The organism is Bacillus cereus group sp. MYBK245-2, assembly GCF_051916145.1.
Lineage (GTDB): Bacteria > Bacillota > Bacilli > Bacillales > Bacillaceae_G > Bacillus_A > Bacillus_A pacificus.
In genome coordinates this window covers 56,437-80,489 of the sequence record NZ_JBQAGB010000014.1, presented here as the reverse complement: position 1 = coordinate 80,489, position 24,053 = coordinate 56,437, and the positions used below count along the sequence as shown (strand labels likewise).

The following is a 24,053-nucleotide window of genomic DNA, read 5'->3' as shown; positions in this document are numbered from 1 at the left end:
AATGCCTATAATTACCTTTTCATTCATCTTTATTTTATTATTATTATTATTAATTATTAATTCTATTCGTCGCGGAACTTTAGAAACGAAATATGCTGTTTTGTGGATTTTTGTTTGTATTGCAATGGCTATTTTAAGTTCTACCGATAAAATTATAAACTGGATTGGAAAACTATTAAAAGTAGAATATCCCCCTTCCATTTTATTTTTATTTGGATTATTATTCTGTTTCATCTTAATTTTTGACCTAACAAGAAAAATTTCTAAACAACATCATCAACTTGTAACATTAACGCAAGATTATGCGTTACTAAAGCAAAAATTAAATGCAACGGAGACAGAAAAAGAATAACCTATCATTTCAATTCTTAATACAAAAGCCTCTTACTTTCATATTAAGAATTGAAGGGCACTCCACTTGTTAGACATATTCTAACAAGTGGAGTGCATTTTTTATGGCTCAATTTTCTTCAACAGAAAAAATCCAAGTAGTGAAACAATATTTGGATGATACAGAAAGCGAAAAAATAATTGTTAAATCTATAGGAGTTACTCCATATAGCGATATAAATAATCAATAATTATATTTCTTAATCAAAGCCTCCCATAATAGACTACCTATTATTCCAAGTATACAGCTCCAAACAGAATAACTACCTTTTATACACATTATAAATAATATAAAAAGTTGATTTACAAAGTTTATATGCGGTAAACTTATACAGATGTTCTTGTTTTTACTTTTAAAATTTTAGAATAAATATTTTGGTTCATTACAAAATTAAAAATATATTTAGAAGGGTTCTATTATGCAAAAATCAATTGCTAAAAATATTATATACAAAATTTTACTAAACATTTTCAATGTCATACTTCCAATTCTTGTTGGCCCCTATGCTTATCGTACACTAGGTGCCTCTTCGATGGGGAAAGTGAACTTCTCTGAAACAATTTTTACTTACTTCTTTATTTTTGCTGTATTTGGCATCCATCAATATGGATTAAGAGAAATTAGTGCCATTAAGGATAATAAAAAGAAATCTGAACAATTATTTACTAGTTTATTTATATTAAGTATCTTCACGAATTTATTAACATTTGGAGCATATTTACTATTTAGTTACTTCGGATATGCGGAAAAAGGTTTATTTTATATCCTCCTCATATTTGGATTTAACTTTATTGCAAATATTTTTTATGTAGAGTGGCTAAATGAAGCCTACGAAAATTTCGACTTTATTACATTAAAGACCATCATTGTAAAATTAATTTATGTCGTAATGCTTTTTATCTTTGTACAAACTGCTCAAGATTTTTATCAATTTACAGGACTATTAGTACTTTCTAATTTCTTAAATAATATTATTAGTTATATATATATAAGACGTACTGTAAAATTCGATTTTTCAAATATTACTATCAAAAAACATTTAAAACCATTATTATTAATCGCCATCTTCTCAAATGCGCATATACTTTATACTCACTTGGATCGCTTCTTCCTTGGAGAATACGTAGGCGAAAAATATGTTTCTTTCTATGTAATGGCTTTTCAAATTATGTCTATTATTAACTTACTCATGTTAAGCGTTATACAAGTAACCTTACCAAGGCTTTCTTACTTATCCGAAGGTGATGATGAAACAGCATATGATAAATTATTAAATACAATATCTCAACTTTATTTCATCACCTTATTCCCAGCAGCTATAGGAATTATCATTGTCTCGAATTTAATTGTTGTAATCTATGGCGGCGCACAATATGCTGCTGCTGGACCTACATTGGCTATTTTTTCTGTTTACATGGTTATATTAGGTATCCAATCCATTCTTGGAAATCAGATTATGTACATTAAACGTAAAGAACATATATTGGTACGTGCGCTATTAATATTTGGGGTTATAAATATTATACTTAAAGTAATACTGCTAAAGATCAATTTATTTACACCAACGACAGCAACTTTGACAACAACAATTGCAACGCTATTACTTGTTGTGTATATATATTTTTATATCAAAAAATATTTAAAGGTAAACTATCACCTATTTACGATGGCCAACTTTAAATATTTATTCTATTCCCTTACATTCTTTCCGATTTCTTATGCAGTTCAACTATACGTGTCAGGAACAATTCCTTTATTTCTAGCATTAGTTGTCACAAATGGACTTGCATATACTCTGTTGTTATTCCTGACAAAAGATGAAATCTTATTCATGGCTCTTTCTAAGTTAACATCTAAATTTAAAAAATCTTAAAGACGTAATAAAAAGAGACGTACCATTCACTTTTGAATAGCACGTCTCTTTTCTTATTTTTAAACTTATAAAAACTGTTCTCATTATAATATTTCAACATTGAGTTGATTCCAATTACTTCTTCAGTAAACTCTTCGCAATTATACGTGTCAGGAGGCCTTTATCCATCAATAAAATAGAACAAAATTTAGGAGAAAATAACATTTTTATATTCCATAAACCATGATTCGTTCCTTTAAGAATCATATCAAGCCATAGAAATTGGAATATTTGCTTAATATTTTTATCCTCTTTGTTAGCCTTATGATATTGTTCTTCTAATTGGCGTTTTACTTCTAATAATTCTTCTTTCGTTAATGTACCCCTTGCAAATGGTACGCGATTAAATTCAATTCCAATACGAGATAAAGCCTCTGTAGAAATCTTTGCGGCCATAACCTCTTGATCGGAGGCATTAAGACTACTTACACTTGTTTCTGACCAACGATAATTCAGTAGTGGCTCCTCTAAGTTAATTACTTTATACTTCTCACTTAATCTCTGGAACAACTCATAATCTTCAGCATGTAAGTAATTCAAATCATAATAAATGTTGTGTTCTTTTAAAAATTCTGTGCGCATCATCACAGATGGATGAATCATACAGCTTCGAACATACAAACAATTTCTTATTAATTCTGAAGAGCCTGAAATTTGCCACGGTTTTCGATTCTGACCTATAACTTTAACACCCGTTCCACAAACTGCAACATCAGGATGCTTCTCCATATACTGCAATTGAATTTCTAAACGTTTTGGATCTGCTATATCATCACAATCCATCCTAGCAATATATTCTCCTGTTGCTAAATCAATTCCCTTATTTAATGTTTTAATCAACCTTAAATTTACTTCATTTGTCACTATTCTTATTCGTGAATCACTATAAGAATTCAAAATCTCCATACTACTATCTGTTGATCCATCGTTTATAATTAATAATTCAAAATCTGTAAAAGTTTGGTTCAAAATACTATCAACAGACTCTCTTAAATATTTTTCACCATTATATACAGGCATTAGTACCGTAATTTTTGGCATTGTTGACCTCCATAAAAAGAATTTAAAATTGTTTCATATTATATAATAGATACTTTACATCATTCAAGAAAGGGCTCACCTTTCCATTTAAACCAGATCTGTCTATTTTCCACATATATAACGATATCCGGTAAAGCACTAATATAATTTTTTATTTTTTCTAGTGTATATTTCATAATTCTCTTCACTTAGTATAGCAGGTTCCCCTATTAAATATAGTACCTCTACAAATTATACAGTAACCTAATTAACTTCAACATATTTATACCTTAATTATCATTTGTTCATTTAAATTAAAAAATACCCAATAATATACATATAAAAACATAATAATCCATCCGATTTTCTGTATTTCATCTATAAAAATCCGGAAAATGAATAATGTACCTTTTTGAAATAATAGCATTATATCACAGAATTTAGTATCATGATTCAAGGTACTATTTCAAGTTGGACGGAGGATACTATGAGCTTATTAACAGTTGAAAAATTAGGACATACATTTGGCGATCGTACATTATTTAAAGATGTATCTATGCGATTACTAGCAGGTGAGCACGTTGGATTAGTTGGTGCAAACGGTGTTGGTAAATCAACATTCATGAATATCATTACTGGTCAGCTTATTCATGACCAAGGTCGTGTAGAATGGACACCGGGCACACATTACGGTTACTTAGATCAACATACGGTTTTAACGCCTGGACGTACAATTCGTGACATACTAGCGGATGCATTTTTACCGCTATTTGAAAAAGAAAAAGCTTTAAATGAAGTTACAGAAAAAATGGGAACTGCTACACCAGAAGAACTAGAAGAACTTCTTGAGCAAATGGCAGAAATACAAGATGCACTTGAAGCAGGTGGTTTCTATTTACTAGATATGAAAATTGAAGAGGCTGCACGTGGTCTTGGAATTGATGCAATTGGTTTAGATCGTGATGTTTCAGCACTAAGTGGTGGACAACGTACAAAAGTATTGCTTGCAAAGCTATTACTTGAACAACCAGAAGTATTATTACTTGATGAACCTACTAACTATTTAGACGTTGAACATATTCATTGGTTAACAAATTATTTAAAAGAATACCCACATGCATTCTTATTAATTTCTCATGATACGGAATTTATGAACAAATGTGTTGATGTTATTTTCCATCTAGAATTCACAAAAATGACACGCTATACAGCGACATATGAAAAATTCCTAGAACTAGCAGAAATCAATAAAAATCAACATATAAACGCTTATGAAAAGCAGCGCGAGTTTATCAAAAAGCAAGAAGATTTCATTGCAAAGAACAAAGCCCGTTATTCAACAACAGGTCGTGCAAAGAGTCGTCAAAAACAACTTGACCGCATGGAACTTATCGATCGCCCGGAAACAGCAATTAAACCTGAATTCTCATTTAAAGAAAGTCGTGCAAGTAGTCGCTTCGTCTTTGAAGGTGAAAATGTAGAAATTGGATATACACATCCACTACTACCAAAGCTATCAATGACAATTGAACGCGGTGAAAAAATTGCTATCGTTGGATGTAATGGTGTTGGTAAATCAACGTTACTAAAAACAATCTTAGGTAAAATTAAACCTTTAAGCGGTAAAACAAGCCTTGGGGACTTCTTAGAGCCTGCATACTTTGAGCAAGAGGTTAAAGCTGACAATATAACACCAATTGATGATGTATGGAATACATTCCCTGGCTTAGACCAGCATCAAATTCGTGCGATGTTAGCAAAATGCGGATTAAAAAATGAACATATTTCTCGCCCGTTAAGTCAATTAAGTGGTGGAGAACAAGCAAAAGTTCGTTTATGTAAACTAATGGGTGAAGAAAGTAACTGGCTACTATTTGATGAGCCGACAAACCATCTTGATGTTACAGCAAAAGCAGAACTTAAGAAGGCTATGAAAGCATATAAAGGAACAATCCTCCTTGTATGTCACGAACCAGACTTCTATGAAGATTGGATTACAAAAGTTTGGAATGTAGAAGAATGGTCTCAAAATAAAAATTAATAGATATAAGATTTTCATCCATATTTTATGCTATACTATACTTTGCGTGACAACATCTTGCTCTGTTGTCACGTTTTTTATAGAGTAAGATTTTATTAATGCTGGGGGCTATATTATGCTTTTTAATTCTTTTGAATTTATGCTTTTATTCTTGCCTATAGCAGTAATTGGATATTTCCTATTGCAAAAAGTTAACAAAAATTTCGCGAAACTTTTTTTAGTAGGTATGTCCCTTTACTTTTATGCATATTTTGAGGTGAAATACCTATTGCTAATAGGAGTTTCATTATTTACAAACGCATTTATAGGCCAACAAATTATACAAAAAATCAATCAAAAAACCCGAAAAGTATTTTTAATAGTTGGTTTAGTATTTAACATCTCATTACTGGGATACTTTAAATACTCTGATTTCTTCTTAGATAATATAAATACCCTATTTGGAACTGATGTACCTTTATTAAAGTTATTACTGCCTTTAGGCATTAGTTTTATTACCTTCCAAAAGATAGGTTTTTTAGTAGATTGTTATAAGAGGGAATTAACAAAGTTTAATTTTATTGATTTTTGCTTGTTCGTAACGTTTTTCCCGCAACTTATTGCAGGACCCATTGTCCATCATAGTAAGGTCCTCCCTCAATTTCAAGATGAATCTAAAAGAAGGCCGAATATTGAAAACATTACAAAAGGACTTTACATATTCGGAATTGGTCTTACTAAAAAAGTAGTAATTGCTGATTCACTAGCACAATGGGCTGATTTTGGCTTTAGCAATGTAAATCAACTATCTACGACCGATGCATGGGTTTCATCACTTGCGTATACATTACAACTGTATTTTGATTTTAGTGGATATTGTGATATGGCAATAGGTGCAGCGTTGTTATTCAACATTATACTACCAATTAACTTCTTCTCTCCTTATAAATCTTTAAGTATTCAAGATTTTTGGAGACGTTGGCATATGACATTAGGACGATTTTTCACCCAATATGTATATATTCCATTGGGTGGGAGTCGAAAAGGGCAAATTCGTACTTATTTAAATTTATTTACAATTTTTCTTATAAGTGGAATTTGGCATGGCGCTGGATGGACGTTTGTTATTTGGGGCGTTTTACACGGATTAGCTATTGTAATACATCGATTATTTAAAAACTTAGGTGGAAAAATGCCTAAATTTATTGCTTGGATTTTAACAATGGGATTTGTACATGTAACATGGGTGTTCTTCAGAGCTACTTCTGTAGAAGATGCATTAACTATGTTAAATCGCATGTTCAACGTAAATTACTTACACATCCAAACAGCACTTATTCAATTCCGTCCAGAAACATTAACTGGTGTGTCTATAATGGATAATTTAATTTATTCAATTTGTAATTTATTCCCGTTCCAAGTGACTGGTGATCATTTTAACTTCCAAACTATTTTATACCTAGCAATTGGAATCGCTATTGTATTATTTACAAAAAATTCTATAGAAAAATTAGAATCTTTCCGTCCAAAACCGATTTATGCTCTTGCATTAGCTAGCATGTTTATACTTTCTTTGATGTATTTAAATCGTGTAAGTTCATTCTTATACTTTAATTTCTAATAACCGTAGGTGAAAAATATGTATAAACGTTTTATATGTTGGTTTATTATATTCCTTTTCATTTTATCTGGAATAGTTTGCTCTATTGTTTATAAGCTTGACCCATTGTATGTATATAAATTTAAGAAGAACGATTATTTTTATGCTACTGAACGCTATCAAATGCCTGGACTTATTAAACATATGGATTATGATACCTTATTTGTAGGAACTTCTATGGGAAGAAACTTCCTTGAACCTGACGCTAATAAATTACTTCATACTACCAGCTTTAATGGCTCTCTTCCAGGTTCAACAGCTAGGGAACAAAATATGACAGCCCAGTTAGCTACGCATTCAAAAACTGTTAAAAATATTATTTGGGAGCTTAATTTATATTCATTCTCTGGAAAACCTGAATGGGTATCAGAAGGTGCTTCACCATTTCCAACTTACATGTATGATACAAATAAGTTGAATGATATCCAATATTTAATTAGCCCGTATTCTCGAAAAATAGCATTGCAGAATATGAAGTTAAAACTAGATCCAACAAAATCTCCACAGGATCCCCACTGGCTATACAAATTTGGAGATGACGAGCCAAATTTCTCAGTAGATATAGCTAAAAGGGTTGTTGACGGAACACCTCATCAATCAATCAGCGATGGTTGGTATCATGAACAAATGCTTAAATCTTTTGATTCTAATATTATTGAATTTGTAAAACAAAACCCGGAAGTACAGTTTACATTTTTCTATGCGCCATATCCAGTAACATATCACGTAGTTATGGATAAAAACGACTCAAAGCATACAAAGGAAAATATGTTATTTAAAAAAGAAGTATACACTAAATTAGCACAACTAAAAAATGTAAAACTCTATGATTTCCAAGATCAAAAAGAAGTTACGTATAATCTTTCTAATTATATGTCTGACCAAACGCATTATTACAGATATATAAATGATTGGATTGTAAAACAATTAGCTACAACTGAACCGATTACTAATAAACGAGATTACGAACAAAGATTAACTAACTTCTCTAATGAAATACGGAATTTCGATACTTCTAAGCTAGTGAATTCAGATGAAAGACCTAAATAATAAAAAGGTAACAATGAAAACTATCATTGTTACCTTTTTATATTGTAATAGCCCATAAGCCTCAAACGGAATTCTTTTAAAGTTGGATATGCCTCTAAATTGAACAACATCCCTTGGATAACCGGAATTCTTGGATTTTGCATCCTCATTTCTGCCTCCAAAACATCTAATGTAACAAGCAATTCCTCATCTTCTAATTGATCTGCTAAAGTACGTTTAAACACAATAATTTCTTTTAAAAAATGTTCCTTAACCTGCTCCTTAATAAGCTCTGATTTACAAAGAAATTCTCCAAGCCTTTCTTCATGTAACACAGGTTCTTCTGAAGATTTTACCAATCCATCTACTAAATGATCCACTCTTTTCAAAATAAAAGCCGAGACGTAAGATAAGTCTATTTCTGGCGCTTGTAAAATAATTAGTTCTAAATATCCCCGGCATATGCCTTCTACCATAATGACTAAATCTAATAAATATGGCATAACCTTATCACCATAAATAGACAGTAAACTATTCCGATAAAATGCGTGAGACTCTAACTTCATCCGCATCATAAATTCTTCTACTTCTTTATTAAAAGGAATCGCATTTTCCCTTGCATGCATAATAATAAATTCTTTATGCTTTTGTATATCATTAAACTGGCAATGCAATTGTTTTGCAAATTTTTCACGTGGCAATAACGACTCTTTTTCAATATCCATCATTTTGTTTTGAATCTTGTCATAGTAATATCGAAGTGTCGCTAATAAAAGTTCCTCTTTTGATTTAAAGTATAAATAAAAGGCTCCCTTAGATATGCCACAAGCTGTCACAATTTCCTGCACTGATGTCGCATTTACACCCTTAGTCGCAAATAACTTCATAGCCATCTCTATAATTAAGCGCTCTTTTTCTTTCATATCATGTCTCTCCTAAATTTAATCTCGCATCTTATTATGAATGTATTATACCATCCCTTTTCATTGACGGCTGACCAATCAGTCAGTTATATTATGTATTAGACTGACCAGTTGGTCAATATAATACAAAGGGAGCGCAAACATGAACAAAATTATTAATTTTTCGTTAAAAAATAAGTTCGCAGTTTGGCTACTAACCATTATCGTTACCATTGCAGGTATTTATTCTGGGCTGAATATGAAGCTGGAAACAATTCCTGATATTACAACACCTGTTGTAACAGTAACCACGGTTTATCCTGGTGCTACACCAGAAGAAGTAGCTGATAAAGTTTCAAAACCGATGGAAGAGCAACTGCAAAATTTAAGTGGTGTAAACGTTGTTAGTTCATCATCTTTTCAAAATGCATCTTCCATTCAGGTAGAATATGATTTTGATAAAAATATGGAAAAGGCTGAAACAGAAATAAAAGAAGCTCTCGCAAATGTGAAACTGCCAGAAGGCGTAAAGGACCCGAAAGTTTCACGTGTGAACTTCAATGCCTTTCCTGTAATTTCATTAAGCGTAGCAAGTAAAAATGAATCTTTAGCTACCTTAACTGAAAATGTAGAAAAAAATGTTGTTCCAGGATTAAAAGGACTTGATGGGGTCGCATCTGTTCAAATTTCAGGTCAACAAGTAGATGAAGTACAACTTGTCTTCAAAAAAGATAAGATGAAAGAATTAGGTTTAAGTGAAGATACTGTAAAAAATGTAATTAAAGGATCGGACGTATCTTTACCACTTGGTTTATATACATTTAAAGACACAGAAAAGTCAGTTGTTGTAGATGGAAATATTACAACAATGAAAGCATTAAAAGAATTAAAAATCCCTGCTGTTCCTTCATCAGCAAGCGGTCAAGGTAGTCAAAATGCCGGAGCTGGTACACAAGTGCCGCAAATGAATCCAGCCGCTATGAACAACGGGATTCCGACAGTTACATTAGACGAAATTGCTGATATTAAAGAAGTCGGAAAAGCGGAATCTATTTCTCGAACAAATGGAAAAGAAGCAATTGGAATTCAAATTGTAAAAGCGGCTGACGCGAACACAGTTGATGTTGTAAATGCTGTTAAAGATAAAGTAAAAGAACTTGAGAAAAAATATAAAGACTTAGAGATTATTTCAACATTCGACCAAGGTGCACCTATTGAGAAATCAGTAGAAACAATGCTAAGTAAAGCCATTTTTGGTGCTATCTTTGCGATTGTTATTATTATGTTGTTCCTACGAAATATCCGAACAACATTAATCTCTGTCGTTTCCATACCACTTTCTTTATTAATTGCTGTATTAGTTATAAAACAAATGGATATTACGCTTAACATTATGACGCTCGGGGCAATGACAGTCGCTATCGGGCGCGTTGTGGATGACTCCATTGTTGTTATCGAAAATATTTACCGACGTATGTCGTTATCAGGAGAGAAACTACGCGGGAAAGATTTAATTCGTGAAGCTACAAAAGAAATGTTTATTCCGATTATGTCTTCTACCATTGTAACAATTGCTGTATTTTTACCGCTTGGACTAGTAAAAGGTATGATTGGTGAAATGTTCTTACCATTCGCTTTAACTATCGTCTTCGCTTTATTAGCATCGTTGCTAGTAGCAGTTACAATCGTACCGATGCTAGCTCACTCTTTATTTAAGAAAGAGAGCATGAGGGAAAAAGAAGTACATCATGAAGAAAAACCAAGTAAATTAGCAAATATTTATAAACGCATACTTGCATGGGCTTTAAATCACAAAATTATTACATCAAGTATCGCTATCCTTCTATTAGTTGGTAGTCTTGCACTTGTGCCAATCATTGGTGTAAGTTTCTTACCATCTGAAGAAGAAAAAATGATCATTGCAACATACAACCCTGAACCAGGTCAAACGTTAGAAGACGTTGAAAAAATTGCAACGAAAGCTGAGAAGCACTTCCAAGATAATAAAAACGTCAAAACAATTCAATTCTCATTAGGTGGCGAAAACCCAATGAGTCCTGGTCAATCAAATCAAGCAATGTTCTTCGTACAATATGATAATGACACGAAAAACTTCGAAAAAGAGAAAGAACAAGTCGTTAAAGATTTACAGAAGATGTCTGGAAAAGGTGAATGGAAAAACCAAGACTTCGGGGCAAGTGGCGGTAGTAACGAAATCAAGTTATACGTTTACGGAGATAGCTCAGAAGACATTAAGCCTGTCGTAAAAGATATTCAAAACATAATGAAGAAAAACAAAGACTTAAAAGATATAGACTCTAGTATTGCAAAAACATACGCAGAATACACTTTAGTCGCAGATCAGGAAAAGCTAAGTAAAATGGGTCTAACGGCTGCACAAATTGGAATGGGACTTTCTAATCAACATGATCGCCCTGTTCTGACAACAATTAAAAAAGACGGTAAAGATATCAATGTATATGTAGAAGCTGAAAAACAAAATTATGAAACAATCGATGACTTAACAAATCGTAAAATTACAACGCCGCTTGGTAATGAAGTGGCTGTAAAAGATGTGATGACTGTAAAAGAAGGAGAAACTTCGAATACAGTGAAACACCGCGATGGCCGTGTTTATGCGGAAGTAAGTGCAAAACTAACATCTGATGACGTTTCAAAAGCATCAGCCGCAGTTCAAAAAGAAGTAGATAAAATGGATCTTCCTTCTGGCGTAGATGTTTCTATGGGAGGCGTTACAAAAGATATTGAAGAATCATTCAAGCAACTTGGCTTAGCGATGTTAGCTGCGATTGCTATTGTATACTTCGTTCTTGTCGTTACATTTGGCGGTGCTCTTGCACCATTCGCAATTTTATTCTCGCTACCATTTACAATCATTGGAGCTCTTGTTGCCTTATTAATCTCTGGTGAAACTTTAAGTGTCTCTGCAATGATCGGTGCCCTTATGTTAATCGGTATCGTTGTAACAAACGCAATCGTGCTTATCGACCGCGTTATTCATAAAGAAAATGAAGGTCTATCAACACGTGAAGCTTTATTAGAGGCTGGTGCAACACGCCTTCGCCCGATTTTAATGACTGCAATTGCAACAATCGGTGCTCTTATCCCGCTCGCATTAGGATTTGAAGGTAGCGGCTTAATTTCTAAAGGACTTGGTGTAACAGTAATTGGTGGATTAACAAGTTCAACATTATTAACACTTCTTATTGTTCCAATCGTTTATGAAGTATTAAGCAAGTTTAAAAAGAAAAAAGTAAAGTAACAAAAAAATAACCTCGCTAATTGCGAGGTTATTTTTTATTTCCAAACAAGATTAGGAAATCACCATAGCCTTCTTTTTCTAATTCCTCTTTTGGAATAAATCGAAGAGCTGCTGAATTTATACAATAGCGAAGTCCATTCGGTCCTGGGCCATCTGGAAATACGTGCCCGAGATGTGAATCTCCTTCCTTACTTCTCACTTCTGTACGCGTCATATTATGACTCACATCCATTTTTTCCTTCACACTAGCTGACATAACTGGCTTTGTAAAACTAGGCCATCCACATCCACTATCAAATTTATCTAGAGAAGTAAACAAAGGTTCACCTGAAACGATATCTACATAAAGACCTTCTTCTTTATGATTCCAATACTCATTTCGAAATGGTGGTTCTGTACCATTTTCCTGTGTTACATAAAATTGCATCTCATTCAGTTTTTCCTTTAAATGAGCATTATCCTTTGGCCAATGTTGCTTAATAAACGCATCTCGCCCTGAGCCCTTACGGTATAACTCGTAGCGGAATTCATTTTTCTTATGATATCCTTGGTGATATTCCTCTGCGGGATAAAACGTAGCAGCTGGCAATATTTTTGTCGCAATCGGCTTTGAAAAGCGCCCACTCCTTGCAAGCCCTTCTTTTGAAGCCTCTGCTTTTTTATGTTGTTCTTCATTATGATAAAAAATCACTGTTTCGTAAGACTGTCCGCGATCGTGGAATTGCCCACCTACATCAGTCGGATCAATTTGTCTCCAATATATATTTAATAACTCTTCATACGGCATTTTATTTGCATCAAATGTAATTTGTACTGCCTCATAATGTCCCGTCGTTTCTGAACATACTTCTTTATATGTTGGATTCTCTTTATGACCACCTGTATAGCCAGAAACAACCTTTATAATTCCTTCCATCTCTTCAAATGGCGAAACCATACACCAGAAGCACCCTCCAGCAAATGTAGCTAATTCTACCTTTTCATTTACAGCCATTCTTTCACCCCTATTCTATCTTCTCCTTACAGTATGGCATAAGAAACATCATGTTATAAAAGAAAAAGCATCGAACATCGATGCTTTTTTCTCTTCACTTTATTTTTTCCCAGCGTCCTTCTCCATTTCATCACTTGTCACATCTAAGACATCTAATAAGAAAATGAAGATTGGAATACCGATAATTAATCCCCATACACCTAAGAAGTGTTCCGAGAAGATTAATACCATAAACGTATAGAAAATTGGTAAGTTTGTTTTTTGTGACATAAACTTCGGATTTAACACGTAACTTTCAAGCGCATGAATGACTGTTACGATAACTAAAATATAAACAACGTACATAATACCGCCGATATTGTAAGCAATCATACAAAGCGGGAATAACGAAATGATAACCCCAGCTACTGGAATTAAACCAAGTAAGAAGATCATTAACGCTAAACCTAATAATTGTGGGAATCCTAATATCCATAATGCAATAACGGATAAAACGCAGTTAACAACTGCAATTAAAAATTGGGCTTCGATTACTTTTCCGAATGAACGTGCAAATTTCTTACCGAAGTACTCGATTTCAGTATAGAAAATTGCAAGTCTGCTCTCTTTAAATTTTGCAGTAAAAGCAACGATACGAGCTTTCTCCAATAAGAAAAATAAACTTAAAATTAAAGAAAGTAACACTTGAAGGCCAAATTTCCCAACATTCGTAATCGATTTATACAAAATGTCAACGCCTTGTCCTACATACTTCGAAAGTTCCATATGATTAACAGCATTAACTGCATACTTAATTAATTCACTGTCCGGTGGGTTTCTTAAAAATACGTTAAATTGATAAATCAATTGTGAAATTTGTATCGTTAATACTGGTAAATATTTAAATAGCGTAATAGCAATTCCGCCAATTAACATAACATATAGAAATGCTATAATGAGCTTTCGATTAATGGGCATAAAGTGGTCTAATTTGCGAGAAATAAACTTTTGGAATCGATCCATTAAATACGTAAGAATAAACGTAATTAATATTAAATTCAACATACTTTGCAGCCCATATAATACGAGAGCAAGTATTACTAATACGAGTAACCTCTGAAATCCTTTGCTTTGAAACAGGTTTTTTATTTGCATAATCGACGAGTACTCTCTCCTGTCCTATAAAGTAAAACGTTAATAAGTAGATTTTTCTCTCTTTTCTACTTTTAATTATTCATTCATATTAAGATTTTTATAAGCTCATTATACGCCTACCTTAGCAGATCTATAGTAGCTTACTTCTTATTTTACAATACAATGACCTAATTCAAAACGTATTCTACACAGTATTAATAAAGATTTAAGGAAACTTACATTTTTTCAAAATAGGTCTTACCACTACTGTAACATAAAAAGCAAGCTATCAGTAGAAATCTGTCCTACAAATAGCTTGCTTTTCTCATTTTTTAAGTAAGTTTTACTATCCAATGAATGGCATGAACATCGGTATGACAACTACCGTTACAACTCCAACTACTGTTACAGCAATACTTGCCATAGCTGCCTCTACTTCACCCATTTCAATTCCTACTGCCACTCCTAATGCATGACCTGCTGTTCCCAGTGCTAAACCTTTTGCAATTGGATGTTTCACTCTAAATGTTTTTAAGAATAACGCTCCTAATGCGTATACGATAACTGCGTTAAAGATTACTGCAAACGATGTAATTGCTGGTATACCACCAATACTTTCAGAGATTGGTAACGCAATTGCTGTTGTTGCCGCTTGTGGTAACATTGAATTCATTACTGCTGTATCTAGGCCAATTGCTTTTGCAACAATGAACACGACAATTACTGAACAAATAGATCCAACCACGATAGCTGATAAAATTTGCCACCAATATTTTTTCAACTTATCCACTTGTTTATATAATGGAATTGCAAACGCGATTGTTGCTGGCTCTAAGAAAAAGCTAATCATTTTTCCACCAGTATTATATTCTTCGAAAGTAAAGTTACCTACTTTTAAAAAGACAATCCCTAATACCATCGCTACGAATAATGGTGTGAATAAGAAGAACCCTTTTGAATGCTTGAATAATAATGTTCCGATTCCGTATGCGATTAATGAAACGACGATTCCGAAATATGGAGTCATTGTGCTTGCCATGTTCATTCCCTCCTAACAATATATACTAAAATGGTTACGCAACTTTTCCGTGCTTGCGTCCTTTATTTACTACTTTCAATTCTTTTGTATCTTCTGTTTCTTTTTCATCTTTTCCTAAAATAAATTGTGCAAATAATCCTGTTACAGCGAGTAAAATAACTGTCGCGACAACAATTACAGTTAAAATTTGTACAAAATATTGTCCCATTACACCAAGAGAATTAATAACCGAAATACCTGATGGGACGAAAAGGAATCCGATAATACCTGTTAAAGCTGTTCCAAGTGATTCAACTTGTTCCAATTTAATAACCTTTAAACATAATAGACTAAATAAAATGACTAACCCGATTACCGATGAAGGCATCGGAATTGGTAAATGTGTTGCAATAATATTAGAAATTAACATAATAGCTGAGAATATGAATGCTTGTGATAAGAAACTATATACTTTTTTCGTACTCATTTTGGCCACCTCTTTCGATTTGGTACCTTTATTGTATAGGATATACCCGCCTTGGTAAGCGTTTACATAACAGAACGTCAAATATACAGAATCAGTTACAAATACAAAAGGATGAAATACAAAAGCTGCTTCTTAAATACGAAGCAGCTTCTTGAGTTCTTTTGCATATGTACGACTAACAGGTACTTTTGATCCTTCTTTCATAATTAAATTATACGTAGAATTGAACCACGGCTGGATTTCAGTAATATGATTAATATTTGCAATAAAGCTACGATGTACACGCATAAAACTTGCTTGCGGCAACTTCTTTTCCAAAATCACAAGTGTATCGTGTGTTATATATGTGTCCCTCATTGTTTTTACTGTCACTTTTCCATCCACAAGCCCTACATATATAATATCTTCAATATTTACAAGTACAATTGATTCTTCAATTGGTAATGCTAATTTATGCATCTCTGCCGTTACATCTGCCCCTTTTATTTCTTGCTTCGTTTCTATTTGCGACTGCTTTTGTTTTTTATACTTCTTTAATGTTTGTACAATACGTTCTTCATCAAATGGCTTTAAAATATAGTCTAACGCATCTACTTCAAATGCTTGCAACGCGTATTGATCATAGGCAGTCGCAAATACAATGGCAGGTGGATTTTTCATCTTCTTTAATATATTCGCGATTTCAAATCCGTTATCATCAGATAACTGAATATCTAGGAAAACAATATCTGGTTTGTTTTTCATTAGCTCTTCTAATGCGTCCTCTACACAATCAGCCTCACCAATTATCTCAACTTCCTTCGTTCTTTCTAATAAATACTTTAGTTCATCGCGTGCTAACATTTCATCATCAACTACTAGTACTTTTAACAATCTGCTCTTCCTCCCCTACTTTTTTTGGAATAACAAAAGTAATCTCTGTCCCCTCGTTTAATTTACTTTCGATATGAAGCATCGTTTCTTTTCCAAATAGCCCAATAAGACGTTCATTAATATTATATAAAGCTGTTCCAGTCCCTTTCTTGGACGAAACTACCATCTTTCCTAATTGTTCTAAACGTTCTTCCTCAATTCCTTGCCCATTATCTTTTACTTCAAAATGAACCATACCCTCTTTTTCAAAAACATGCACTTCCACTTGGCATACTGGTTGCTTCTTCGGGAAAGCGTGTCGCAATGCATTTTCAACCAATAGTTGAAGAACAAATGGTGGTACTAAAGTTGTCTTTAGCTCATCCTCAATATACACCTTTACTTCATACTTATTTGGAAACCTTGCTTGTTCTAGCGATAAGTATGCCTGTACATGGTTTAATTCTTGTTCTAGTGGAATCAATAACTGTCGTGCCCCTTGTAAATTACAACGGAAATACACACTAAGCTGTAATAATAACTTCCTTGCTTTTTCTACATCTGTTCGGCATAAAGCTGATACTGTATTAATCGCATTAAATAAAAAGTGTGGGTTAATTTGTGCTTGTAATGCCTTTATTTCCGCATCTTGCAATAATTTACTTTGCAACTCAGCTTCCCCTAATTCAAGTTGTGTAGAGAATATTTTTGCTAACCCTTCTGCTAATTCCTCTTCCACACGACTTAACTGGTTAGGATTTTTGAAATACAGTTTTAATGTCCCTATCGTATTTCCATGTGAAGTTAGTGGAATAACAATCGCCGCTTGCAAAGGGCAGCCTTCATGTTGACAATTAATAACCTCACGTGATTTTGCTTTCATTATTTTTCCTGTGTGTAACACTTCTTTCGACAAACCAGTTATTAAACTATGTGAAGGAATATGGTGATCTGATGCTAATCCAACATGAGCTAATATTTTCTCTGTATCTGTTAAGGATACCGCATCTGTTCCTGTAAAGCGGTGAATAATTTGTGCCACATGCTTACACGATTCTTCTGTTAAGCCTTGGCGAAAATACGGTAACGTTTTATCTGCAATACGTAATACCTTATGAGTCTGAAGTGCCTTTGCGTTCTCTTCCTGACGCAAAATAGCTTGTATCATAGAAAGTAAAATAAAACTTCCAAAGCTATTTACAAGGATCATTGGTATCGCAATTGTTTTCACAATGCTCATTCCATCCTCTACAATTAATAAGATCATAATCATTTCTAAAGAAACGATAAAAACACTTAAAACCGCTGAAAACTTAGGTGTAATTGTACGGTTATATTTTTTAAAAATGTATCCGATATAACCAGTTATAACGCCCGCTAAAATTGAAGAGATTGCACAACTTAGCGCCGTCGTCCCGCCAAGCATATAGCGGTGAATACCAGCAATTGATCCTACTCCAATTCCGACGATAGGTCCGCCGAGCAATCCACTAATTCCAACACCCATAATACGTGTATTCGCGATTGTGCTCGATGAAGAAACACCCTGTAGCCAATTTTCATTCATAATCGTATTACCCGCTATTTCAATCCCAGTGTAATTGCTTACAATTGTAAACACCGAAAAAATACAAATAAGCTTAAGCTTATCTACATAACCATCTTGCTTATGAAGAAGGCGCCTGAATGTTTTAATATGCGAAAGTAAAAATCCTAAAATAACAATAAGTCCGACGCGTTCAATCATCATAAGTACTAAATTTAGCATCTGTGATTCATTCCCTTTTATAGTAGTTAGTTTTATTATCGGAAAATAGTGAAGTGGGCGTCAAGAAGAATGAAATACCTTTTGCAATATTTTACACATAACAATTCCCTCTTTATTTGACAATCTAATAGAAGAGTGCTAAAAATAAAGTAATATAATACAGTCCTTTAACCCAACCCCGTGAGGTTGAGAAGGAAGTCGGAATACAATATACGTATGTTCTTTTCTAGGAATACGTATGCTTTTTTGGCCTTCTCATCATATCAGGTGAGAAGGCCTTTTGTTATTCTTCCATAGCGACTGTAGAAGAAAATAAGGAGGAATAATGATGAACGTCACTACTGATGTACAATCAACAACAGAGGAGACGAAAGAGAAAAGATATAAAACACTATTTGGGTCTGCGCTAGGATATGCAGCAGAAGGCTTAGATATGTTGCTCTTATCTTTCGTACTCGTCTACATTTTAAAAGAATTTCATTTAAGCCCTGTTGAAGGTGGGAACTTAACTTTAGCTACTACAATAGGAATGCTAATTGGGTCTTATTTATTTGGATTTATTGCTGATTTATTTGGGCGTATCCGTACGATGGCCTTCACAATCTTACTATTTTCACTCGCAACAGCACTTATTTATTTCGCAACAGATTATTGGCAATTATTAATTCTTCGCTTTTTAGTAGGAATGGGAGTTGGTGGTGAATTCGGGATTGGAATGGCCATCGTAACTGAAACATGGTCTAAAGAAATGCGCGCTAAGGCGACATCTGTTGTTGCACTTGGATGGCAATTTGGCGTACTAGTAGCTTCACTCCTTCCAGCATTTATCGTCCCACATTTTGGGTGGAGAGCTGTTTTCCTATTTGGACTTATTCCCGCTTTATTAGCTGTTTATGTACGAAAAAGTTTAAGTGAACCGAAAATATGGGAACAAAAACAACAATACAAAAAAGAATTGTTACAAAAAGAGGTTGCAGGCAGTTTAACAACTACTGAGGCTGAACAACTAAAACAAATGAAAAAGTTCCCACTTCGAAAGCTATTTGCAAATAAAAAAGTAACAGTAACAACTATTGGCCTTATTATTATGTCATTCATCCAGAACTTCGGATATTATGGTATCTTTACATGGATGCCAACTATTTTAGCGAATAAATATAACTATACATTAGCAAAAGCTAGTGGTTGGATGTTCATCTCTACGATCGGTATGTTAATTGGAATTGCAATTTTTGGAATTCTAGCTGATAAAATTGGTCGCCGTAAAACTTTTACAATCTATTATGTCGGTGGTACTATATACTGTCTCATTTACTTCTTCTTATTCACAAATCCAACATTATTGTTATGGGGCAGCGCATTGCTTGGATTCTTCGCAAATGGCATGATGGGAGGATTCGGAGCAATTTTAGCTGAAAACTATCCTGCTGAAGCTCGCTCTACAGCAGAAAACTTTATTTTCGGTACAGGACGTGGTTTAGCTGGCTTTGGACCTGTTATTATCGGATTACTTGCTGCAGGTGGTAATTTAATGGGCGCATTATCTCTTATCTTCATTATCTATCCAATCGGTTTAATTACAATGCTACTATGTGTCCCAGAGACGAAAGATAAAGTATTAGAATAGATTGAAACTGTACAGAGTATGATCATAGTTAAATAAATAGTAAAGAGGAAGCATTTCAGATGAAATGCTTCCTCTTTTTATATAAATACAATTATTTATTTTGATCTACTAGCTTTTTGGAACAAGAAGCTAGTTTTATCTTCTTCTTTTACAATGCCTTGTTTTAATGCTAGTTCCCCTGCAACTTTAGGCGCTAGCCATAGCATTGGGAGTAACAGAATGGATACGGGGACAGCTGTTACTACGATGAATGATTGTAAGGCGTTAATACTTCCCTCACCCATGTATAACAGAATTGCCGCAACTGCTCCCATAATAAGCGACCAAAAAATTCGTAAGCTAATTCTAGGATCTCCGTCTCCAGTCACTGCCATCGAAATCGAATAAGCCATTGAATCTCCTGTTGTCACTACAAATAAAATTGTTAATAAAAGAAATGCCGGTCCAATAATATGAGAGAGTGGCAGTTGTTCTGTAATTGCAATCATAGCAGCTGGCATACCCGATTCACTTAATGCGCTTGAAATAGAACCAGGCTTCATTAATTCATAAAACACACCTGACCCTCCCAGAATTGTAAACCAAAATGTTGTAATAATAGGTGCAATAATTCCAATTGCAACGATGATTTCTCGAATCGTTCTTCCTCTTGAAATACGGCTCACTAAAATTGCCATCATCGGTCCATATCCAATAAACCATCCCCAGAAAAAGATTGTCCACGATCCTAACCAACCTGTATCACCGCGGTATGTGCTCATTGGAATAAATTCATTTATATAAAATCCAAACGAAGATACAAACGAATCAATAATAAATCCACCTGGTCCACATAATAATACAAATACCATTAATAAAATCGCTAATTTAACATTTAAATCGCTTATAATTTGAATCCCTTTATTAATTCCTGTTACTGCAGATATAGTAGAAACCGCAACTACACAAATAATAATTGCTAATTGAGTAGTAAAAACATCAGGAATATTAAACAATGCCTGTAGGCCATAACTTGCTTGTAAGCCTAAAAATCCGATCGGTCCAATCGTCCCTGCAGCTACCGCAATAATGGCAAATGCATCAATCATTGTTCCAAGCAAACTCTTTCGCAATTTCTCACCAAAAATAGGATATAAAAGCGTTCGAGGTTTTAACGGCATACCTTTATGATAATGCCCATACATCATAACTACCGCACTGATTGTACCTAAAATCGTCCAAGCCAAGAAACCCCAATGCATATAACTTTGTGCTAAAGCAGGCATTACTGCTTCTTTCGTTCCAGCAGATATACCTTCATGTATCGGCGGCACCGTCATCAAGTGGTACATTGGCTCTGCAGCTGCCCAAAAAACGCCACCTCCGGCAAGTAATGTCGACATAATAATAGCAAGCCACTTTGCCGTACTAATCTCAGGTTTTTCTAATCCCCCAAGTTTAACTCTTCCATATTTCGAGAATGCCATACACATTGCAACAATAAATGTACCAATTAACAAAAATTGCCATAAGGCACCAGAATATTTAATTGAAGCTGCAAAACTGCTATTAATGACTCCCTCTACATAATTTTTATTTAAGAAAACCGCAATTACAAATAATAAAAGCGAACCACCACTAATAAGAAATACAGGCCAATCCGTTTTTCGACTCTTCATCCTCATTTACACTTCCTCCTTCCTCAGCAATCTAAAAAACAACTTTATTATGTTTTATTGTTTACACCCAAAACACAATGATTATATAAGCATAATAATTCATCTATTTCCTACACACTTATGTTGTCCCTAAAAATATGCTAAATCCCTTATTTAAAAGAAAATTTCTATTCCTCTTACATAAAAAAGCAAAATAAAAGACCTTATATTTCTATAAGGTCTTCGAAACAGAAATTTGATTATAACATAAGGAACTCCTTGGTTCAAAAAGCTCCTTCCAAAAATAACCGAGGGTAAAGGCTTCCATTTGCTACGTAACAGTAGTTAAAAAAAATTATATTTTCACAGAAAATGCCCTATACTACAAACTATTTATGAAAAAAATTCGGCTTCAAAATTTCATTCGAATACGGTTTATGATAAATATGAGTGGTAGCTGGAGATAACGGCGGAATGAGCCACACCCAATTGCCCGTTACAACACGACCGCAAGCAGCTTCTTGCTTCTCAAATTGCTGAAATTGTTGCGCCGCAGTATGATGGTCAACAATACTAACTCCTTGTTTTTTAAAGGAATGTAAAACAGCCACGTTTAATTCAACTAATGCCTTATCTTTCCATAACGTACCGTTTCTCGATGTATCCAAATCCATCATTTCCGCAACTGCTGGAAGTAAATTATAGCGATCATGATCCGCTAAGTTACGTGCCCCAATCTCTGTTCCCATATACCATCCATTAAACGGAGCTGCTGTATAGGAAATACCGCCAATTTCTAAGCGCATATCTGAAATCATTGGAACCCCATACCATTTTGCTCCAAGTGACGAAATTGGGTATTCTGGGTGTTCAATTGGTACCTCTTTTACTTCTTCTTTCGGAATTTCTTTATATATAGGCGCTTTTCCATCTATAGAAAACACAAGTGGTAATACATCGAAATTCGTACCTTCTCCTTGCCAGCCAAGTTCTTGACAAAAATCTGTAAACACAGCGGAATGAGAGTCACCAATCACTCCCATTTCTGTTTTATATCCTGCATACCGAATCAATTGGTGATTATAAATTCGTATATTATTTTCTTCACCTTGATATTGCTTAAAAATTGTAATGGTCGGTTTCACTTTTCCGTCGTTCGTTGCATATTTAATATGATGAATTAATGCATTATATACACCTTCCTCATCATTTACTTCACGTGCATCTAATATGTGCATCTTACTCCAAAATAGTCTTCCGATACATCGATTACTATTGCGCCATGCCATTCGCGATCCGTGAACAAGTTCTTCAAATGTATGTTCATACGTCCCCGTCTTCTCTATTTCAACTCGAATTTCTTTCATGCGTTCTTCTATGAATTGTTCTTTATTAAGCTCTTTATAGCAAATCGTAATAAAATGACTCGCTTCCTCTATTAATTGCTTCGTTTTACTCATAAGCGATCTCCTTCTATTTCAACAAAACGTTACTACTTTACAGTATAAGCAAAAAGAATAAGAGTCACAAACGAAAGTCGAAGTGTTACTTTTATTGTACTATCTTTCAGAAAATTAAGAGATTACTATTGACTTTCATGAAAAATAGGTGTATTTTTTACTCAGGTAAATTATTTTTACCTAGACCAACTTTTAGAGAGAAAGGAGGAAATGTCATGTCTTCATTTCAATTGCCAAAGCTTTCATATGACTATGATGAACTAGAGCCATATATCGATAGCAATACACTTTCTATTCATCATGCAAAGCACCATGCGACATACGTAAATAATTTGAATGCCGCATTAGAAAACTATTCGGAATTACATAATAAATCTTTAGAAGAGTTACTATGTAATTTAGAAGCTTTACCAAAGGAAATTGTTACAGCTGTCAGAAATAACGGTGGTGGACATTATTGTCATAGTCTTTTTTGGGAAGTAATGAGCCCACGGGGTGGCGGCGAGCCTAATGGAGACGTTGCAAAAGTAATTGATTATTATTTCAATACCTTTGACAACTTAAAAGATCAACTGTCTAAAGCAGCAATTAGCCGTTTTGGAAGTGGTTATGGATGGCTTGTCCTTGATGGTGAAGAACTTACTGTAATGAGTACACCTAATCAAGATACACCTTTGCAAGAAGGCAAAATCCCATTACTTGTCATTGATGTATGGGAACATGCCTATTATTTAAAGTACCAAAATCGTCGCCCAGAATTTGTTACCAACTGGTGGCATACAGTGAACTGGGACCGGGTAAATGAAAAGTATTTACAAGCAATTCAATCACAAAAACATTAGTCGTGCGTATAAGGTAAGTTTGGTAATGTAAAATTAGT

19 protein-coding genes are annotated in these 24,053 nt (G+C 34.0%); 9 read left to right on the top strand and 10 right to left on the bottom strand.

Features of this window, described 5'->3' with window-relative positions; translation table 11 throughout:
- Window position 1 precedes the first annotated feature (1 nt).
- The 3 genes from ACTFRN_RS21060 to ACTFRN_RS21050 all read left to right on the top strand — a co-directional run bounded on the left by ACTFRN_RS21060 (window position 2) and on the right by ACTFRN_RS21050 (window position 2,264).
- A complete protein-coding gene (locus ACTFRN_RS21060; RefSeq protein ID WP_001121775.1) occupies window positions 2–352 on the top strand; it encodes a DUF2304 domain-containing protein in 351 nt (116 codons plus the stop codon).
- 103 nt (window positions 353–455) lie between these two features.
- A complete protein-coding gene (locus ACTFRN_RS21055; RefSeq protein WP_000046732.1) occupies window positions 456–581 on the top strand; it encodes a hypothetical protein in 126 nt (41 codons plus the stop codon).
- 228 nt (window positions 582–809) lie between these two features.
- A complete protein-coding gene (locus ACTFRN_RS21050; protein ID WP_001172389.1) occupies window positions 810–2,264 on the top strand; it encodes an oligosaccharide flippase family protein in 1,455 nt (484 codons plus the stop codon).
- A gap of 114 nt (window positions 2,265–2,378) precedes the next feature.
- Here ACTFRN_RS21050 and ACTFRN_RS21045 read toward each other — a convergent pair whose 3' ends face one another.
- Complete coding sequence (locus ACTFRN_RS21045; protein WP_001124451.1) at window positions 2,379–3,344, bottom strand: glycosyltransferase family 2 protein; 966 nt, start codon at window positions 3,342–3,344, stop codon at window positions 2,379–2,381.
- A gap of 466 nt (window positions 3,345–3,810) precedes the next feature.
- Here ACTFRN_RS21045 and ACTFRN_RS21040 point away from each other — a divergent pair, with 466 nt between their 5' ends.
- The 3 genes from ACTFRN_RS21040 to ACTFRN_RS21030 all read left to right on the top strand — a co-directional run bounded on the left by ACTFRN_RS21040 (window position 3,811) and on the right by ACTFRN_RS21030 (window position 8,053).
- Window positions 3,811–5,364, top strand: a complete 1,554-nt coding sequence (locus ACTFRN_RS21040) for an ABC-F family ATP-binding cassette domain-containing protein (RefSeq protein WP_000055406.1) — start codon at window positions 3,811–3,813, stop codon at window positions 5,362–5,364.
- 115 nt (window positions 5,365–5,479) lie between these two features.
- On the top strand, window positions 5,480–6,964 hold the full coding sequence (locus ACTFRN_RS21035) for an MBOAT family O-acyltransferase (RefSeq protein WP_000898525.1): 1,485 nt from the start codon (window positions 5,480–5,482) through the stop codon (window positions 6,962–6,964).
- 18 nt (window positions 6,965–6,982) lie between these two features.
- Complete coding sequence (locus tag ACTFRN_RS21030) at window positions 6,983–8,053, top strand: hypothetical protein (protein WP_000278073.1); 1,071 nt, start codon at window positions 6,983–6,985, stop codon at window positions 8,051–8,053.
- A 29-nt stretch (window positions 8,054–8,082) separates the two neighbouring features.
- Here ACTFRN_RS21030 and ACTFRN_RS21025 read toward each other — a convergent pair whose 3' ends face one another.
- Window positions 8,083–8,955: a TetR/AcrR family transcriptional regulator gene (locus ACTFRN_RS21025; protein ID WP_000659619.1), complete on the bottom strand. Its 873-nt coding sequence runs from the start codon at window positions 8,953–8,955 to the stop codon at window positions 8,083–8,085.
- Between the two features lie 142 nt (window positions 8,956–9,097).
- On the opposite strand from ACTFRN_RS21025, the gene ACTFRN_RS21020 reads away from it, so the two are divergent.
- Complete coding sequence (locus tag ACTFRN_RS21020) at window positions 9,098–12,217, top strand: efflux RND transporter permease subunit (protein WP_001033529.1); 3,120 nt, start codon at window positions 9,098–9,100, stop codon at window positions 12,215–12,217.
- A gap of 28 nt (window positions 12,218–12,245) precedes the next feature.
- Here ACTFRN_RS21020 and msrB read toward each other — a convergent pair whose 3' ends face one another.
- The 6 genes from msrB to lytS all read right to left on the bottom strand — a co-directional run bounded on the left by msrB (window position 12,246) and on the right by lytS (window position 18,449).
- Window positions 12,246–13,211 (bottom strand): peptide-methionine (R)-S-oxide reductase MsrB, encoded by a 966-nt coding sequence (gene msrB, locus ACTFRN_RS21015; RefSeq protein WP_000290166.1) that lies wholly within the window; start codon window positions 13,209–13,211, stop codon window positions 12,246–12,248.
- A 99-nt stretch (window positions 13,212–13,310) separates the two neighbouring features.
- Entirely contained in the window at window positions 13,311–14,345 is a 1,035-nt protein-coding gene (locus ACTFRN_RS21010; protein WP_001166015.1) for an AI-2E family transporter, read from the bottom strand.
- 325 nt (window positions 14,346–14,670) lie between these two features.
- Window positions 14,671–15,363, bottom strand: a complete 693-nt coding sequence (gene lrgB / locus ACTFRN_RS21005; RefSeq protein WP_000168869.1) for an antiholin-like protein LrgB — start codon at window positions 15,361–15,363, stop codon at window positions 14,671–14,673.
- 34 nt (window positions 15,364–15,397) lie between these two features.
- The gene (gene lrgA / locus ACTFRN_RS21000; RefSeq protein ID WP_000104901.1) at window positions 15,398–15,829 is read right to left on the bottom strand and encodes an antiholin-like murein hydrolase modulator LrgA; all 432 of its coding nucleotides are present in this window, start codon (window positions 15,827–15,829) and stop codon (window positions 15,398–15,400) included.
- Between the two features lie 132 nt (window positions 15,830–15,961).
- Window positions 15,962–16,702 carry a LytR/AlgR family response regulator transcription factor gene (locus ACTFRN_RS20995; RefSeq protein WP_000921835.1) on the bottom strand — a complete coding sequence of 247 codons (741 nt, stop codon included), beginning with the start codon at window positions 16,700–16,702 and terminating at the stop codon, window positions 15,962–15,964.
- A complete protein-coding gene (gene lytS, locus ACTFRN_RS20990; RefSeq protein ID WP_000933578.1) occupies window positions 16,680–18,449 on the bottom strand; it encodes a two-component system sensor histidine kinase LytS in 1,770 nt (589 codons plus the stop codon). Before lytS ends, ACTFRN_RS20995 begins: the two co-directional genes overlap by 23 nt.
- Before the next feature lie 328 nt (window positions 18,450–18,777).
- On the opposite strand from lytS, the gene ACTFRN_RS20985 reads away from it, so the two are divergent.
- A complete protein-coding gene (locus ACTFRN_RS20985) occupies window positions 18,778–20,076 on the top strand; it encodes an MFS transporter (protein ID WP_041184481.1) in 1,299 nt (432 codons plus the stop codon).
- 95 nt (window positions 20,077–20,171) lie between these two features.
- On the opposite strand, the gene ACTFRN_RS20980 is transcribed toward ACTFRN_RS20985, so the two are convergent.
- Window positions 20,172–21,740: a BCCT family transporter gene (locus tag ACTFRN_RS20980; protein WP_088106274.1), complete on the bottom strand. Its 1,569-nt coding sequence runs from the start codon at window positions 21,738–21,740 to the stop codon at window positions 20,172–20,174.
- Between the two features lie 362 nt (window positions 21,741–22,102).
- Window positions 22,103–23,173 (bottom strand): nitric oxide synthase oxygenase, encoded by a 1,071-nt coding sequence (locus tag ACTFRN_RS20975; protein WP_000047607.1) that lies wholly within the window; start codon window positions 23,171–23,173, stop codon window positions 22,103–22,105.
- A 215-nt stretch (window positions 23,174–23,388) separates the two neighbouring features.
- Between ACTFRN_RS20975 and sodA the strand changes: the two genes are divergently transcribed.
- Window positions 23,389–24,015 carry a superoxide dismutase [Mn] gene (gene sodA, locus ACTFRN_RS20970; RefSeq protein WP_000094043.1) on the top strand — a complete coding sequence of 209 codons (627 nt, stop codon included), beginning with the start codon at window positions 23,389–23,391 and terminating at the stop codon, window positions 24,013–24,015.
- The last annotated feature ends 38 nt before the right edge of the window (window positions 24,016–24,053 follow it).

Coding starts and splice junctions, on each gene's coding strand:
- ACTFRN_RS21060 (WP_001121775.1), top strand. CDS start 2: ATGCCTATAATTACCTTTTCATTCATCTTTATTTTATTATTATTATTA.
- ACTFRN_RS21055 (WP_000046732.1), top strand. CDS start 456: ATGGCTCAATTTTCTTCAACAGAAAAAATCCAAGTAGTGAAACAATAT.
- ACTFRN_RS21050 (WP_001172389.1), top strand. CDS start 810: ATGCAAAAATCAATTGCTAAAAATATTATATACAAAATTTTACTAAAC.
- ACTFRN_RS21045 (WP_001124451.1), bottom strand. CDS start 3,344: ATGCCAAAAATTACGGTACTAATGCCTGTATATAATGGTGAAAAATAT.
- ACTFRN_RS21040 (WP_000055406.1), top strand. CDS start 3,811: ATGAGCTTATTAACAGTTGAAAAATTAGGACATACATTTGGCGATCGT.
- ACTFRN_RS21035 (WP_000898525.1), top strand. CDS start 5,480: ATGCTTTTTAATTCTTTTGAATTTATGCTTTTATTCTTGCCTATAGCA.
- ACTFRN_RS21030 (WP_000278073.1), top strand. CDS start 6,983: ATGTATAAACGTTTTATATGTTGGTTTATTATATTCCTTTTCATTTTA.
- ACTFRN_RS21025 (WP_000659619.1), bottom strand. CDS start 8,955: ATGAAAGAAAAAGAGCGCTTAATTATAGAGATGGCTATGAAGTTATTT.
- ACTFRN_RS21020 (WP_001033529.1), top strand. CDS start 9,098: ATGAACAAAATTATTAATTTTTCGTTAAAAAATAAGTTCGCAGTTTGG.
- msrB (WP_000290166.1), bottom strand. CDS start 13,211: ATGGCTGTAAATGAAAAGGTAGAATTAGCTACATTTGCTGGAGGGTGC.
- ACTFRN_RS21010 (WP_001166015.1), bottom strand. CDS start 14,345: ATGCAAATAAAAAACCTGTTTCAAAGCAAAGGATTTCAGAGGTTACTC.
- lrgB (WP_000168869.1), bottom strand. CDS start 15,363: ATGGCAAGCACAATGACTCCATATTTCGGAATCGTCGTTTCATTAATC.
- lrgA (WP_000104901.1), bottom strand. CDS start 15,829: ATGAGTACGAAAAAAGTATATAGTTTCTTATCACAAGCATTCATATTC.
- lytS (WP_000933578.1), bottom strand. CDS start 18,449: ATGCTAAATTTAGTACTTATGATGATTGAACGCGTCGGACTTATTGTT.
- ACTFRN_RS20985 (WP_041184481.1), top strand. CDS start 18,778: ATGAACGTCACTACTGATGTACAATCAACAACAGAGGAGACGAAAGAG.
- ACTFRN_RS20980 (WP_088106274.1), bottom strand. CDS start 21,740: ATGAGGATGAAGAGTCGAAAAACGGATTGGCCTGTATTTCTTATTAGT.
- ACTFRN_RS20975 (WP_000047607.1), bottom strand. CDS start 23,173: ATGAGTAAAACGAAGCAATTAATAGAGGAAGCGAGTCATTTTATTACG.
- sodA (WP_000094043.1), top strand. CDS start 23,389: ATGTCTTCATTTCAATTGCCAAAGCTTTCATATGACTATGATGAACTA.